Source organism: Lutibacter agarilyticus (assembly GCF_900188235.1).
Classification (GTDB): Bacteria; Bacteroidota; Bacteroidia; order Flavobacteriales; family Flavobacteriaceae; genus Lutibacter; species Lutibacter agarilyticus.
The window spans coordinates 69692-85962 of sequence record NZ_FZNT01000008.1 but is presented as its reverse complement, the minus strand read 5'-3'; the positions used below and the strand labels follow the sequence as shown (position 1 = coordinate 85962).

At 32.7% G+C, this 16271-nt stretch carries 16 protein-coding genes; 12 read left to right on the top strand and 4 right to left on the bottom strand.

Annotated elements, in window-relative coordinates; translation table 11 throughout:
- Nucleotides 1-9 precede the first annotated feature (9 nt).
- Nucleotides 10-1287 (top strand): argininosuccinate lyase, encoded by a 1278-nt coding sequence (argH, locus tag CHB67_RS13265; RefSeq protein ID WP_089382271.1) that lies wholly within the window; start codon nt 10-12, stop codon nt 1285-1287.
- A 176-nt stretch (nt 1288-1463) separates the two neighbouring features.
- Here the strand turns inward: argH and CHB67_RS13260 are convergent, their stop codons facing one another.
- The 4 genes from CHB67_RS13260 to CHB67_RS13245 all read right to left on the bottom strand — a co-directional run bounded on the left by CHB67_RS13260 (nt 1464) and on the right by CHB67_RS13245 (nt 4016).
- Nucleotides 1464-1859, bottom strand: coding sequence for a DUF3570 domain-containing protein (locus tag CHB67_RS13260; RefSeq protein ID WP_089382270.1), 396 nt, complete (start codon nt 1857-1859; stop codon nt 1464-1466).
- A 92-nt stretch (nt 1860-1951) separates the two neighbouring features.
- Nucleotides 1952-2638 (bottom strand): RluA family pseudouridine synthase, encoded by a 687-nt coding sequence (locus CHB67_RS13255; protein ID WP_089382269.1) that lies wholly within the window; start codon nt 2636-2638, stop codon nt 1952-1954.
- 1 nt (nt 2639) lies between these two features.
- Entirely contained in the window at nt 2640-3248 is a 609-nt protein-coding gene (gene yihA, locus CHB67_RS13250) for a ribosome biogenesis GTP-binding protein YihA/YsxC (protein WP_089382268.1), read from the bottom strand.
- Between the two features lie 3 nt (nt 3249-3251).
- Nucleotides 3252-4016 carry an alpha/beta fold hydrolase gene (locus CHB67_RS13245; protein WP_089382267.1) on the bottom strand — a complete coding sequence of 255 codons (765 nt, stop codon included), beginning with the start codon at nt 4014-4016 and terminating at the stop codon, nt 3252-3254.
- 209 nt (nt 4017-4225) lie between these two features.
- Between CHB67_RS13245 and CHB67_RS13240 the strand changes: the two genes are divergently transcribed.
- From CHB67_RS13240 to CHB67_RS13190, 11 genes are all read left to right on the top strand, one after another.
- Nucleotides 4226-4699 carry a division/cell wall cluster transcriptional repressor MraZ gene (locus tag CHB67_RS13240; RefSeq protein ID WP_089382266.1) on the top strand — a complete coding sequence of 158 codons (474 nt, stop codon included), beginning with the start codon at nt 4226-4228 and terminating at the stop codon, nt 4697-4699.
- The gene (rsmH, locus tag CHB67_RS13235) at nt 4686-5582 is read left to right on the top strand and encodes a 16S rRNA (cytosine(1402)-N(4))-methyltransferase RsmH (RefSeq protein WP_089382419.1); all 897 of its coding nucleotides are present in this window, start codon (nt 4686-4688) and stop codon (nt 5580-5582) included. The genes CHB67_RS13240 and rsmH overlap by 14 nt, the downstream gene beginning before the upstream one ends.
- Complete coding sequence (locus tag CHB67_RS13230; RefSeq protein WP_317045702.1) at nt 5583-5909, top strand: FtsL-like putative cell division protein; 327 nt, start codon at nt 5583-5585, stop codon at nt 5907-5909.
- Between the two features lie 7 nt (nt 5910-5916).
- Entirely contained in the window at nt 5917-7908 is a 1992-nt protein-coding gene (locus CHB67_RS13225) for a penicillin-binding protein (RefSeq protein WP_176461280.1), read from the top strand.
- A complete protein-coding gene (locus CHB67_RS13220; RefSeq protein WP_089382265.1) occupies nt 7909-9357 on the top strand; it encodes a UDP-N-acetylmuramoyl-L-alanyl-D-glutamate--2,6-diaminopimelate ligase in 1449 nt (482 codons plus the stop codon).
- A 19-nt stretch (nt 9358-9376) separates the two neighbouring features.
- A complete protein-coding gene (mraY, locus tag CHB67_RS13215; protein ID WP_089382264.1) occupies nt 9377-10603 on the top strand; it encodes a phospho-N-acetylmuramoyl-pentapeptide-transferase in 1227 nt (408 codons plus the stop codon).
- Nucleotides 10604-11938: a UDP-N-acetylmuramoyl-L-alanine--D-glutamate ligase gene (gene murD / locus CHB67_RS13210; RefSeq protein WP_089382263.1), complete on the top strand. Its 1335-nt coding sequence runs from the start codon at nt 10604-10606 to the stop codon at nt 11936-11938. It abuts the gene before it with no gap.
- A complete protein-coding gene (locus CHB67_RS13205; RefSeq protein ID WP_089382262.1) occupies nt 11939-13129 on the top strand; it encodes an FtsW/RodA/SpoVE family cell cycle protein in 1191 nt (396 codons plus the stop codon).
- The gene (murG, locus tag CHB67_RS13200) at nt 13113-14207 is read left to right on the top strand and encodes an undecaprenyldiphospho-muramoylpentapeptide beta-N-acetylglucosaminyltransferase (protein ID WP_089382261.1); all 1095 of its coding nucleotides are present in this window, start codon (nt 13113-13115) and stop codon (nt 14205-14207) included. The genes CHB67_RS13205 and murG overlap by 17 nt, the downstream gene beginning before the upstream one ends.
- A 5-nt stretch (nt 14208-14212) precedes the next feature.
- Nucleotides 14213-15559 carry a UDP-N-acetylmuramate--L-alanine ligase gene (gene murC, locus CHB67_RS13195; RefSeq protein ID WP_089382260.1) on the top strand — a complete coding sequence of 449 codons (1347 nt, stop codon included), beginning with the start codon at nt 14213-14215 and terminating at the stop codon, nt 15557-15559.
- 64 nt (nt 15560-15623) lie between these two features.
- Nucleotides 15624-16271, top strand: a complete 648-nt coding sequence (locus tag CHB67_RS13190; protein ID WP_141119724.1) for a cell division protein FtsQ/DivIB — start codon at nt 15624-15626, stop codon at nt 16269-16271.

The window sequence follows — 16271 nt, the reverse complement described above, 5'->3', positions numbered from 1 at the left end:
AACAATATTATGAAACTTTGGGATAAAGGATTTTCAACCGATAAAAAAATAGATATTTTCACAGTTGGAAACGATAGAGAGTTAGATTTAATTTTAGCAAAATACGATGTAATAGGAAATTTAGCACACGCTAAAATGTTGCATAAAATTGGTTTGCTTTCTTCTGAAGAAATTTCAGCTTTAGAAGTAGAATTAAACGCCATTTTAAAAACAATTGAAGCGGGAGAATTTACTATTGAAGACTCGTTTGAAGATGTACATTCAAAAGTAGAATATTTGTTAACTGAAAAGTTAGGAGATACAGGTAAAAAAATTCATACAGCGCGTTCAAGAAACGATCAAGTTTTAGTAGATGTGCATTTGTATTTAAAAGATGCTTTAGTTGAAATAAACGAAGGTGTTGATGAGTTATTTGATTTACTAATTCAATTAGCTGAAAAGTACAAAAACGTGTTATTGCCAGGTTATACGCATTTACAAGTTGCAATGCCATCTTCTTTTGGTATGTGGTTTTCGGCTTATGCTGAAACTTTAATTGACGATATTTACTTTTTAAAAGCAGCGTATAAAGTTGCCGATCAAAATCCGTTAGGTTCAGCGGCAGGTTATGGAAGTTCATTTCCTATTGATAGAGATGAAACGACTGAATTGTTAGGTTTTGATACGTTGAAATTTAATTCAGTTGCGGCACAAATGGGGCGTGGAAAATTAGAGAAATCGGTTTCTTTTGGGTTGAGCTCAGTGGCAGCAACCTTATCTAAAATGAGTATGGATATTTGTTTGTACATGAGTCAGAATTTTAATTTTATCTCTTTTCCAGATGAATTAACAACAGGTTCAAGTATTATGCCTCATAAAAAAAATCCAGATGTTTTTGAATTGATTCGTGGGAAATGTAATAAGTTACAAGCATTGCCAATGGAATTTACATTAATTTCTAACAACTTAACAAGTGGGTATCATAGAGACTTACAATTGTTGAAAGAAGGTTTAATTCCGTCGTTCTCAACGTTGAAAGCTTGTTTGGAAATGTTAACCTATTCGTTAAAAAACATTCAAGTGAAAACTGATATTGTTGAAGATGAAAAATACTTGTATTTATTTAGTGTTGAAGAAGTAAATAAATTGGTTCAAAATGGAGTGCCATTTAGAGATGCTTATAAAATAGTTGGTAAAGATATTAATGAAGGAAACTTCAATCCTGATAAAGCCGTAAATCACACACACAAAGGAAGTGTAGGTAATTTATGTTTAGATGAAATTGTAGCCAAAAAAAATAGAGCTTAAAAAAGAAGCTTGCTAAAAAAGTATTGAAGGTCTCGTTATTCTGAACTTGTTTCAAAACTCACCATACTGGTAACTTAACTTTCAAAGAACCTATATTTCGACTCCGCTCAATAACTGGTTGCTGAGCGGAGACGAAGCATAGATTGACGAATATTTAACTTTTTTAGACAGCTTTTTTAATACAGCACAAACTTAAAACCGGCATTCACAATACCTGCCGATAAGCCTGTAGTTCTATCGTAATAGTGATAGTTTAAATCAATGCTTTTTAAGCGAAGTTTCCATATATGTGCCTTGGTAAAAATATCGGTATACGAAATTCCTAATCCATATTGACTAGAATCAAACGCAGATAAATCATAATCAGATGTGTAAAATTCATCTGTTGAAGTATGTGCTTCAAAAGGTGCAAAATAATCTGCAGCAGTTTGTGTGTAATATCTATAAGAAGGGTACAGTGTAAACTTATCTGATATTTTTATAGGAAGTTCAATTTTTGCTGTATGTGCTGCAATTTCCCAATCATCATAATAATAGCGATAATAGGTTGTTAAAGCAACCACTTCATTCATATAATAGTTGATTCATCAATACTAAAATAGTTTTGATTGTTTGTTATTAAAAAACGAGACTTTTGTTGAAATAGGATGTAACTTATGTGTCTTTAGTTACATGCGTTCCAAATAACTTCGTTTGGAGTTGGAGCAGTTATCACTATTTTTTTGTTGGTAACAGGATGCATAAAATCAATTTTTCGAGCGTGTAAATGAATACTTGCATCTTTATTACTTCGGTCAAAACCATATTTTAAATCGCCTTTAATAGGACTTCCAATGGCTGATAATTGGCAGCGAATTTGATGATGTCGACCAGTTTCTAAATCTACTTCTAGTAGGTAATAATTGTCTAGAGATTTTATAGTTTTATAATGAAGGATTGCTTTTTTACTATTCTCAATTTCAGAAGAATATGAAGTGGATTTGTTGTTTTTAGGGTTCTTTTTTAAAAAACCTATAAGTGTGTCGTTAGTTTTTTTTGGTTTGTTTTTTACAACAGCCCAATAGGTTTTATGAACTGTTTTATCACGTAACATTTTATTAAAACGTTCCAATGCTTTTGAAGTACGAGCAAATACAATTACACCAGTTGTTGGTCGGTCTAACCTGTGAACAACACCTAAAAAAACATTGCCTGGTTTATTGTATTTATCTTTAATATAATCCTTAACAACATCGCTCAACGGTTGGTCGCCAGTTTTATCACCTTGAACAATATCACCAGATTTCTTATTGATAATAATGAAGTGATTATCTTCAAATAAAACCTCTAAATCTTTTTTGGTAGAAGCCATTTTAAGATTTCTCTAATTGATTATTTATTTGGTCAATATAATTAAGAAGTTCTTCTTTTCCGGTTGAATTTGTTGCTGAGGTGGCAAAGTAAGGAGGCATTTCTTCCCAAAGAGTACTGGTCATTTTTTTTGAATAAAACTGAATATTTTTATTCAATTCATTCAGCTTTAATTTATCTGCTTTTGTGAAAATTATGCAAAATGGAATGCCGTTTTCACCTAAAAATTCCATAAATTCTAAATCTATTTTTTGAGGCTCCAAGCGAGAATCTATCAATACAAATGTGCAAATTAATTGTTCTCTGTTTAAAAAGTATTGTTTTATAAAGCTCTGAAATGTTTTCTTAATGCTTTTAGAAACCTTGGCATAACCATAGCCTGGTAAATCCACTAAAAACCATTCGTTATTAATTTTGAAATGGTTGATTAGTTGAGTTTTTCCTGGTCTTCCAGATGTTTTGGCTAATTTATTCCTATCAGTAATCATATTGATTAACGAAGATTTCCCAACATTAGACCTGCCTATAAAAGCATATTCAGCAATACGCTCTTTTGGGCATTTTGCCACATCAGAATTGCTTATAATAAATTCGGCAGTTTTAATTTTCATAGCTTAAAGATTACGTTCTTTTAACCATTTTTCCAATACATCGTTAAATTTATCAGGATGTTCCATCATAGGTGCATGCCCGCACTCATCAAACCAAAATAGTTGGGCGTCAGGTAATAATTTCTGAAAATCTACAGCAACTTCAGGCGGTGTAACAGTATCATTTTTACCCCAAATAATACAAGCTGGAACTATCATATCTGGTAAATCTTTTGCCATATTGTGTCTAATAGCACTTTTAGCAATTGTCAAAGTTTTTAACACTTTACTTCGGTCGTTTACTAATGCATAAACATCATCAATCATCTCTTTGCTTGCAACTTCTGGTCTGTAAAAAACAGCTTCTGTTTTGGCTTTAATGTACTCGTAGTTTCCTCTTTTTGGGTAACTATCTCCCATTGATTTTTCATACAATCCAGAACTTCCAGTTAGCACAAGTGCGTCAACCTTACTTAAGTTCATTTTTGCAAAATATAATGCAATGTGTCCACCTAAAGAATTCCCCATTAATATGGCGCTATCAATGTTTTTGAATGCCATAAATTCTTTTAAAAATTTAGATAAATTTCTAACATTGGTTTTTAAAATAGGTAAAGAATAAATAGGTAATTCAGGCATAATTACTTTATACCCAATTTTGGAGAAATGTTTAAAAACACCTTCAAAATTACTCAAGTGTCCCATTAGACCATGGAGTAAAATAATAGGTCGCCCTTCACCAGCTTCTATATAGCTAAATTTACCTTCTTTTTTAAGAGTTAAGCTCATTAAAATACACATTTAATACGTGGTGCAAAGGTAGTCTTTTTTTTGAAATTCAAACCTTTTAAAAAATCCCTTCAATTTTATTTTTAAGAGATTGACATTCAAATTTATAGCCCAAATATGGGTGATTGTGGTAAAAGTTATCAACAAAGTGGGTAAAAGTGGATAATTGTGGGAAAAAATTTATATTTTTGAATTCATTCAGTACACTCATGGTAAATATAATTGGGACATACGAAGGGAAAGCAGATGCCAAAGGAAGATTGGTGCTTTCAGCTGCGTTAAAAAAACAATTATCGCCTATGTTGCAAGACGGATTTGTATTGAAACGTTCTGTGTTTCAGCCATGTTTGGAGTTGTATCCAATGTCTGAGTGGAATGTGTTGATGGGGCAGGTTAACAAACTAAATAGGTTTGTGAAAAAGAATAATGACTTCATTAGAAGGTTCACTGCAGGTGTAAAAATTGTCGAGTTAGATGCCTCAGGAAGGCTTTTAATTCCGAAAGACTTGCAAGTGTTTGCTAAAATTACAAAAAATGTGGTGCTTTCTTCAGCTGTAAATATTATTGAAATTTGGGATAAGGAAAATTATGAAAAGGCTATTGAAGATGCTTCAAATGAGTTTGCAGATTTAGCTGAGGATGTTATGGGTAATATAATTAGCGATGAAAATGGAGTATCATAATGCAGTATTGTTGAAGGAGAGTGTAGATGGTTTAAATATTAAGCCTGATGGAGTGTATGTAGATGTTACGTTTGGTGGCGGTGGTCATTCTAGAGAAATTTTAAGTCGTTTAGGTTCTGAAGGAAAGTTATTTGCTTTTGATCAAGATGAAGATGCACAGCGAAATAGTATTGATGATCCAAGGTTTACGTTGATACCTCAAAATTTCAGATTTATAAAAAGGTATTTACGTTTTTATGGTGTGAAGAAGGTAGATGGTGTGTTGGCTGATTTAGGTGTTTCATCACATCAATTTGATGAAGCTGAAAGAGGGTTTTCGACTCGTTTTGATGCGGAATTGGATATGAGAATGAATCAATCTGTTGGTTTGTCGGCGTTTGATGTGGTGAATAATTACGATGAAGAACAAATTAGCAATGTGTTGTTTCAGTATGGAGAATTAAGAAATGCCAGAGCTATTGCAAAGAAAATTATTGAAAAACGTTCAGAAGGATCTATAAAAACAAGTTTTCAATTAAAAGAAGTATTAGAACAATTTATTCCAAAAGCAAAAGAGCACAAAGTGTTGGCTCAAATTTTTCAAGGAATTAGGATTGAAGTAAATCAGGAGATAGAAGTGTTGAAAGAATTTCTACTTCAAATACCTGAAATATTAAATGAAGATGGAAGGTTGAGTGTAATTTCATACCATTCTTTAGAAGATAGGTTAGTGAAGCGGTTTATAAGAGATGGTTTGTTTGAAGGGCAGCCTGAAAAAGATTTTTTTGGAAATATTAAAGTTCCTATGAAGAAAGTGGGGAAATTAATAATACCAAGTTTAAAAGAAATTAAAGAGAATAACCGTGCAAGAAGCGCAAAGCTTAGAATTGCAACACTAGCGTAAATGGCAAAAATAAAAGAGCGCATATTTAACATATTAAAAGGTAAATTTTTAATAAGTGATGATTCCTTAAGTAATTGGGGTTTTATTTCATTTATAGTATTGCTAATGTTGTTGATGATTGCCAGTGCTCATGGTTCTGATAAAAAAGTAATGGAAATAGCAAAGTTAAATAAAGAGGTAAAAGAGCTGAGGGCTCATTTTGTCGATTTAAGGTCTATTTCTATGAAAATGAAATTAGAATCGTCCATAAGATATAAGGTTGTTGAAATGGGGTTGAAACCTAGTGAAACGCCTCCGAAAGTAATTAAGGTAATTTCAAAAAAATAAATTCAACTTGGCTGTAACTAAAAAAAACATACTAAATAGATTAAATTTTGTATTGCTTTTTATTGTTGTGTTTTTCATAGCAATAGCTGCTCAGTTGGTTAATATTCAATTTGTAGAAGGTGACAGGTATAGAGGTTTATCAGAGCAGTTGACCATTCGTACGGATACAATTCATGCAAATAAAGGAAGTGTTTTTTCGGCTGACGGAAGTTTGTTGGCAACCTCTATGTCTCAATATGAGATAAGAATGGATTTGGTGACGGTAAATGGTGATGTGTTTGAGAAAAATGTGAAAGGACTTTCAAAAGAACTTTCAAAAATGTTTGGAAATTCAGCTTCAAAATGGGAAACCAAATTAAGAAGAGGTAAAAGTAAAAAGAGTCGCTATTTATTTATAGCTAGAAATGTTGGGTACACAGATTATGTGAAAATAAAAAAGTTTCCAATTTTTAATTTGGGTGTGTATAAAGGTGGATTTATTGCAGAGCAAACAACGGTAAGAGCGCATCCTTTAGATAAAGTAGCTGAAAGAACAATAGGGTACGACGATTATAGAGGTGCTCCGGGTATTGAAGGTGCTTACCGTAGTTATTTAACGGGGGTTAATGGCGTTAGGTTGAAGCAGAAAATAGCCAAAGGACAGTGGAAGCCTATCAATGATAACAATGAAAAAGAACCGGTAAACGGAAAAGATATTGTAACCACTATTGATGTAAATATACAGGATATAGCGCATCATTCTCTTTTAAGACAGTTGGAGTTTTATAAGGCTGAACACGGTTGTGTGGTGGTTATGGAAACTAAAACAGGTGAGGTGAAAGCGATTTCTAATTTAGGGAGAAGTAAGGCGGGTAAATATTACGAGAAAAGAAATTATGCGGTATATGAATCTCATGAGCCAGGATCAGCTTTTAAAGTAATGGCTATGGTTGTGGCATTGGAATCCGGTAAAATTGATACAAGCACCGTAGTTGATACTGGTACAGGGCGTTATCGTATGCATGGAAGGTATATTAGTGATTCTAAAAGAGGTGGTTATGGGGAAATTTCTGCAGCACGAGCTTTAGAAGTGTCTTCAAACATTGCATTTGCAAGGTTAATTGATGAGAATTTTGGTGAAAAACCTGAGGAATTTATCAATCCGTTATTGAAGATGAATCTAAACAATAAATTAGGGTTGCCTATTAAAGGTGAAGGAGCGCCTCTAATACCTAGTCCTGGGCATGAAATTTGGAGTAAAAATGCATTGCCTTCTATCGCTTATGGGTATAACTTAAAGCTAACACCTTTGCAAACATTGACATTTTATAATGCTATTGCAAATAATGGAGAGATGGTAAAACCCAGTTTTGTGAAGGAGATAAGATCTTATGATAAGCATGTTCAGAAATTTGATAAAGTAGTAATAAACCCTAAAATATGTTCTGAAAAAACAATAGGAAAAGTTCAGGAAATATTAAAAAATGTAGTTTTTAGAGGTACTGGAAGAAGTTTGTATGAAGAAAATTTCTCTATGGCAGGTAAAACAGGTACAGCAAGAACTGAATATGGAAATTATCAAGAGTGGGTAAAAAATAAAAAATACATTTCATCGTTTACAGGTTATTTTCCTGCGGAAAACCCTAAGTATTCATGCATTGTTGTCATTCATAAACCAGATAAAACTGTAGGGTATTATGGGGCAGATGTTTCAGGACCTGTGTTTAAAGATATTGCTCAAAAAATTTATACATCAAATCACGAAATAAATTTAGCAGAGAATAAAGTGCCAGAATTTGAAAGTGTTGATAAGAATTTTAACAAGTATAATAAGTTGTCAGATATAGAGTTGAAGTCAATCCCAAATTTAAAAGGAATGGCAGCTATGGACGCGATTTCTATACTTGAAAATTTAGGATTGAAAGTGCAAGTTGAAGGTAACGGGAAAGTTGTAGAGCAATCTTTAAGTGAAGGTGAAAAATTAGTAAAAGGATCAACCATTTTTATAAAGTTAGTTTAATTGAAATTAGTTAAAGACATATTGTATAAGGTTGCTGTTACTGCGGTAAAAGGTAGTATAGATCGTTTTGTGAATGCAATAGAATTTGATTCAAGAAAAGTTGGGTTAGATGCATTGTTTGTAGCTCAAAAAGGGTTGGTTTTTGACGGACATCAATTTATTGATAAAGCAATTGAACTAGGTGCCTCGGTGGTGGTTTGTGAAGAGTTTCCTAAGGAATTAATAAATGAAGTAAGCTATATTAAAGTTGAAGATGCAGATGAGGCTTTGGCAATTATGGCTGCTAATTTTTATAATAATCCTTCTTCAAAATTAAAATTGGTTGGAGTTACCGGTACAAATGGAAAAACAACTATTGTTACTTTATTATATCAGTTATTTCAAAAAGCAGGTTATAAAACTGGTTTGCTTTCAACAGTAAAAAATTTAGTAGATAAAAAAGTATATAAAGCTACGCATACAACACCTAATTCAGTAGTTATTAATCAATATCTGAATGAAATGGTTGAAGCTGGTGTTGCCTATTGTTTTATGGAGGTTAGTTCTCACGGAATTGATCAAAAACGAACTGCAGGTTTGCATTTTGAAGGTGGAGTTTTTACGAATTTAACACATGACCATTTAGATTATCACAACACATTTAAGGAATATAGAGATGTGAAAAAATCATTTTTTGATTCATTGCCAAAAACAGCTTTTGCATTGGTAAATGTTGATGATAAAAATGGCTCGGTAATGCTTCAAAATACAAAGGCAAAACAATATACATACGCTTTAAAAACAATGGCCGATTTTAAAGTGAAAGTTTTAGAAAATCAGTTTGAAGGCTTGTTGTTGAATATTAATGGAAATGAAGTTTGGACAAAATTAATAGGAAGTTTTAATGCTTATAATTTAGCAGCTGTTTACGGAGTTTCAACTTTGTTGGGCTTAGAAAATACGGAGGCTTTAACCATTATTAGTGAGTTAGAAAGTGTAAGTGGCAGGTTTCAACATTTTATTTCAGAAGGTGGAGTAACTGCTATTGTAGATTACGCACATACACCAGATGCTTTAAAAAATGTGCTAGAAACCATTAATAATATTAGAACAGGAAATGAACAAATTATTACCGTTGTGGGATGCGGAGGTAACCGAGATAAAGCTAAACGTCCTGTTATGGGGCGTATAGCTTCTCAATTAAGTTCGCAAGTGATTTTTACTTCAGATAACCCTAGAAATGAAGATCCGCAACTAATTTTAAATGAAATTGAAGCGGGTGTTGAGTCGCAAAATTTCAAGAAAACGTTGTCTATTTTAGATCGTTTGCAAGCAATTAAAACGGCTAGTAAACTCGCACAAAAGGGTGATATTATTTTAATAGCCGGAAAAGGGCATGAAAACTATCAAGAGATAAAAGGAGAGCGATTTGATTTTGACGATTACAAGCAAATTAAACAATTATTATAAGTTATAGAAAGTACATAAAATGTTATATTATTTATTTAGCTATTTAGAAAATCATTACAGTATTCCTGGGGCAAGTTTGTTTCAGTATATCTCGTTTCGTTCGGCAATAGCTTTTATTTTTTCGCTGTTAATTTCAACAATCTATGGAAAGCGAATCATCACATTTTTACAGCGAAAACAAGTTGGAGAATCGGTGCGTGATTTAGGACTTCAGGGTCAGGTTGAAAAAGCTGGTACACCAACAATGGGAGGTGTTATTATAATTTTGGCAACTTTAATTCCTGTGTTGTTGTTTACCAAACTTGAAAACGTTTACATTATTATTTTAATAGTTACCACACTTTGGATGGGGGCCATTGGTTTTATTGATGATTATATTAAAATTTTCAAAAATGATAAAGATGGCTTAAAAGGTCGTTTTAAAGTTTTAGGTCAAATTACTTTGGGAATTTTTGTGGGGTCTATGCTGTATTTTCATCCTGCGGTTACTATGAAAGAAAAGCTACCTCAAGGTGTTGAAGTGGTTACAGAAAATGGAAGAACGAAACTATTTGCAGATGAAGTGAAATCAACAAAAACCACCATTCCATTTTTAAAAGATAACGAATTAGATTATGCTGCGGTATTAGATTTATTTGGTGACGGGCTTAGAGGATACGCGTGGATTATTTTTATACCAATCGTAATTTTTATTATTACAGCGGTTTCAAATGGAGCAAATTTAACTGATGGTATTGATGGATTAGCTGCTGGTTCTTCGGCGATAATTGTACTAACATTAGGGGTGTTTGCCTGGGTTTCTGGAAATATTATTTTCGCAAATTACTTAGATGTCATGTACATTCCAAATTCAGGTGAAATGACCATCTTTATTTCAGCATTTGTAGGTGCATTAATTGGATTTCTATGGTATAATACATACCCTGCTCAGGTATTTATGGGTGATACAGGAAGTTTAACAATTGGAGGTATTATTGCTGTTTTAGCTATTTCAGTTCGAAAAGAATTGTTGATTCCAATTTTGGCAGGCGTATTTTTAGTTGAAAATCTATCGGTGATTTTACAGGTAAGTTATTTCAAATACACCAAAAAGAAATTCGGAGAAGGAAAACGCATATTTAAAATGTCACCATTGCATCATCACTATCAAAAATCAGGTTATCACGAAAGTAAAATTGTAACCAGATTTTGGATTGTGGGTATTATGTTGGCAGTATTAACCATTGTAACATTAAAGTTGCGATAAATGAAAAAGTTAGTTGTATTAGGCGCAGGAGAAAGTGGTGTTGGCACAGCGATACTTGGAAAACAAAAAGGGTACACTGTTTTTGTTTCTGATAAAGGAGCAATTGCAGAAAAATATAAAAAAGTTCTTTTAAATAATGGAATTTCTTTTGAAGAAGAAAAACATACAATAGCTGAAATAATAGACGCAGATATTGTAATGAAAAGTCCGGGAATACCCGATTCAGTTCCCTTAGTAACGGAATTGAAAGAAAAGGGTATTTCGGTAATTTCAGAAATTGAATTTGCGTCAAAATTTTCGAAGAGTGTAATTGTTGGTGTTACTGGTTCAAATGGTAAAACAACTACAACAATGTTGGTAAATCATATTTTGAAAAAGGCGAATTTAAATGTTGGAATGGGAGGGAATATTGGCGATAGTTTTGCGCAGCAAGTTGCAGAAAGTGATTTCGATATACAAGTATTGGAATTAAGTAGTTTTCAATTAGATGGTATTGAAGATTTTGCACCGCATATTGCCATAATAACCAATATTACGCCAGATCATTTAGATAGGTACAATTATAAGTTTGAAAACTATGTTGAGTCAAAATTTAGAATTACTAAAAATCAAACGGAAGATGATTTTTTAATTTATGATGCTGACGATGAGGTGATTGCAAGTTGGTTAAAAAATAATAAAGTAAAAGCTACTTTGTTGCCTTTTTCATTAAGAAATGAAGTGGAGCAAGGGGCGTACATAAAAGATAATAAGATATTCATAAAATATAATACAGAGATAGAAATAATGAAGACTAAAACTTTAGCGGTAAAAGGGAATCACAATACAAAAAATGCCATGGCAGCAGCTATGGCAGCAACTTTATTAAAAGTTAGAAAAGATACGATTAGAGAGAGCCTTGAAGATTTTGAAGGAGCAGCTCATAGATTGGAGCCTGTGCTAAAAATTAATGGTGTTCAATACATAAACGATTCTAAAGCAACTAACGTAAATGCTACTTACTACGCATTAGATAGCATGCAAACTCCTACAGTTTGGATTGTTGGTGGTGTTGATAAAGGAAATGACTATTTAGATTTAATGCCTTTGGTAAGAGAAAAGGTAAAAGCAATTGTTTGTTTAGGTGTTGACAATCAAAAAATCATGCAGACTTTTTACAATGTGGTCGATTTAATTGTTGAAACTGCTGGGGCTGAAGAAGCAACAAAAGTTGCTTATAAAATTGCAGAGAAAGGAGATACTGTTTTGTTGTCTCCTGCTTGTGCAAGTTTCGATTTGTTTGAAAGTTATGAAGATAGAGGTAATAAATTTAAACAAGCTGTTAGAGAATTATAAATGAAACGCCTACTTAAAAATATTGAAGGTGATCGTGCTATTTGGGCAATTGTTACAATTTTAGCAATCTTGTCCTTTTTGCCGGTTTACAGTGCAAGTACCAATTTGGTTTATGTAGCCAATAATGGTACCACTACCTATCATTTATTTAAGCATGCTTTTTTATTGTTCTGTGGTTTTTTTATTATTTACGCAGTTCACAAAGTTCCTTTTAGGTATTTTAGTGGAGGTTCTGTATTAGCTTTACCGCTAGTTATTGTCTTGTTAATTTACACACTTTCGCAAGGAACCACCATTGGAGGTGCAAATGCAAGTAGGTGGATCCAAATTCCAGTAATTGGTATTGGTTTCCAAACTTCAACCTTGGCAGCCTTGGTTTTAATGGTCTATGTTGCCAGGTATTTAGCACGAAATAAAGAAAAAGTAATTATTTTTAAAGAAAGTATATTCCAATTATGGTTGCCAGTAGCGGTAACTTTAATGTTCATTTTACCAGCAAACTTTTCAACCACCGCCATCATTTTTTCAATGGTGTTATTAATATGCTTTATTGGCGGTTATCCATGGAAATATTTAGCATCTGTTGTGGGGATAGGTGTATTTGCATTAACTCTATTTGTGCTTACTGCAAAGGCATTTCCGAATGCCATGCCAAATAGAGTTGATACATGGATAAGTAGGATTGAAAATTTCTCCGATAAAAATGCCCAAGAGGGGTATCAAGTTGAAAAAGCTAAAATAGCCATTGCAAGTGGAGGAATTAAGGGGAGAGGTCCAGGTAAGAGTGTTCAAAAAAACTTTTTACCACAATCTTCTTCCGATTTTATATTTGCAATTGTTGTGGAAGAATTCGGGCTTATAGGTGCAGGAACCTTAATTTTCTTTTACCTGTTTTTATTGATCAGAATTTTAATTGCAGCAAAAAAAGCAACAAGCATATTTGCCACATTACTAGTCATAGGTGTTGGTTTACCTATAATTTTTAGAGCCATGATAAATATGGCAGTAGCGGTTAATTTATTTCCTGTTACAGGTCAAACCTTGCCGCTAATTAGTAGTGGAGGTACTTCAATTTGGATGACTTGTATTGCTATTGGAATTATTTTAAGTGTTACCGCAAACAAAGAAAAAACGGATCGCGAAATTAACGATGAAAACCCTTTAAATGTACTGCATGAAACAATCGGTTAATATTATATTAAGTGGCGGTGGAACAGGCGGACATATTTATCCGGCGATTTCTATTGCGAATGAGTTGAAGGCGAAATACCCTTCGGCTAATTTCTTATTTGTGGGTGCAAAGGATAAAATGGAAATGGAAAAAGTGCCTCAGGCGGGTTACGCAATTGAAGGTTTGTGGATTTCAGGATTACAACGTCAGTTAACTTTAAAAAACCTGTCGTTTCCTTTTAAACTCTTAAGTAGTTTGTGGAATGCATATAAAGTTGTTAAAAAATTTAAGCCAAATGTGGTTATTGGTACAGGTGGTTTTGCAAGCGGGCCAACATTGTATGCTGCAAGCAGAAGAGGTGTAAAAACCTTGATACAAGAGCAAAATTCGTATCCGGGAATAACCAATAAATTATTAAGTAAAAGAGCAGATAAAATTTGTGTAGCCTATGATGGTTTAGAACGCTTTTTTCCTGCTGAAAAAATTGTAAAAACAGGGAATCCTGTACGTCAGGATTTATTAAATATTGAAGAGAAGCGAACTGAAGCGCTTGAATTTTTCAAGTTAGATATTGCTAAGAAAACCTTGGTAATTATAGGTGGAAGTTTAGGTGCAAGAGCTGTAAATAATTTAGTTGAAAAACATATTAATTGGCTGGTTGAATTGGGTATTCAAGTAATTTGGCAAACGGGGAAGTTGTATTATGAAGAGTTTAAAAAATATGACAACTTAGAAGGTGTTCAAACTTTTGCATTTTTAAATAGGATGGATTTTACTTATGCAGCTGCTGATGTTTTAATTAGCAGAGCTGGGGCAAGTTCAATTTCAGAATTGTGTATTGTAGGTAAGCCGGTTATTTTTATTCCATCGCCAAATGTAGCTGAGGATCATCAAACAAAAAATGCCTTGTCAGTTGTCTCTAAAGATGCTGCTTTATTGTTGAAGGAATCTGAAATAGAACTATTTCAAGCCATGTTTTCTGAGTTAATTGCCAATGAAGAATTACAGTTGAAACTCAGTGAAAACATTAAAAAATTAGCATTGCCAAATGCAACAAAAGATATTGTGAAAGAGATTGAAAAATTAATGATTAGTTAAAGAATTTGAATTTAGATAGTATACATAACGTTTATTTTATTGGTATTGGAGGTATCGGAATGAGTGCTGTTGCACGCTATTTTAAAAGCAATGGTAAAAATGTTGCTGGGTATGATAAAGCACCTACAATTATCACCAAAACTCTTGAAGATATAGGTATTGCAATTCATTTTGAAGATTCAGTAGGTTTAATTGGTTCAGATTTTAAAGACAATCAAAATGCCCTTGTAATTTATACACCTGCTGTTCCTAAAAATCATTCAGAATTAAATTATTTTTTAGATCACAATTTCAAGGTTTTAAAACGATCTGAAATTTTAGGAGAAATTACTGAAAAAACGTTTTGTTTGGCTGTGTCAGGAACGCACGGTAAAACAACAACTTCAACCATATTAGGTCATATTTTAGAGGAAGCTGGTGTAAATGCGACTTCTTTTTTAGGTGGGATTTCAGAAAATTACAACTCTAATTTAATTTTAGGTGGCAATGAAGTTTCGGTAGTAGAAGCTGATGAATTTGATCGTTCATTTTTAAAATTGTCGCCAAATATTGCTTGTATCACTTCAATGGATGCTGATCATTTAGATATTTATGGCGAACATTCCAAGTTGGAGCAGTCGTTTAGAGATTTTGCAGTAAAAGTTTCGGACACCTTAATTGTTAAAAAAGGATTGTCAATTAGTGGTTTAACTTATGGTATTGAAGAGCAAGCAGATTTTGATGCTTCATCCATTAAAATTGAAGATGGAGCTTATACTTTTAACGTAAAAACTCCAACAGAAACCATAGAAAATGTACAAATAAATTTACCAGGAAAACATAATGTGCTAAATGCAGTGGCAGCTTTAGCAATGGCAAATAGTTATGGTGTTTCATTACCTGTCATTGCTAAAGCTTTACGATCCTTCAAAGGAATTAAAAGACGTTTTTCCTATAAAATAAAAACAGAAAATTTAGTATTGATTGATGATTATGCGCATCATCCAACCGAAATAAATGCAGTGATAAGTTCGGTGAATGAAATGTATCCTTCAAAAAAGGTGTTGGGTGTTTTTCAACCGCATTTATACAGTAGAACAAAGGATTTTGTAGATGATTTTGCCTCGGCACTTTCAAAGTTTGATGAATTGATCTTATTAGACATTTATCCGGCGAGAGAATTGCCTATTGAAGGGGTAACTTCAGAATGGTTATTGGGTAAAATTTCCGCCAAAAAGAAACAAATTTCAACCAAAGAAAATTTAGTTGAAAATATTTTAAAATCTGATGCGCAAATTATTGTGATAATTGGCGCTGGAGATATAGGAGAATTAGTAGATAATATTAAAAATAAATTGACAGTTGAAAATTAATTGGATTTTTATAAAGGGCTTGCTGTTACTGGTCTCAGTAATGTTTCTTGTTGGGTTTTCACACGTGAAAAACGACAGTAAAACAGTGCGTGATATTAGCATTGAATTTGAAGGGGGAAATAGCCTTTTTATGGATTATGAAATGGTTAATAAATTGTTAATACAAAATGGCAAGACGGTTAAAAATGAGTCGAAAACTGTTATAGATTTACATAAATTAGAAGCCAACGTTTTATCGCACCCCATGGTAGAAAACGCTTCAGTTTTTTTAACGGTTGATGGTTTGCTGAAAACGGTAGTGAAACAGCGAACACCTATTGCAAGAGTTATATCAGGTACAGAAAGTTATTATATTGATAAACAGGCAAAAAAAATGCCTTTATCGAAGAATTACTCAGCTAGAGTTTTATTAATTTCTGGCGATGTAAATGAAGAAGATAATACTCAAATTTATTTGTTAGTTACGAAAATTTTAAATGATGAATTTTTGAAAAAGCAAATAATTGGAATTCAAAAAACAAGGAATAATGAGTTTGTTTTAAGTACCAGAATTGGTGGTCAAAAAATTGAATTAGGGAAAATTGAAAATCTAAAATTGAAGTTTAAAAACCTAAATTCATTTTTTAGTAAAACAATGGCAGATCATTCAATAGACAATTACACGTTAATAAATTTAAAGTACAACAACCAAGTTGTGTGCACTAAAAAGTAG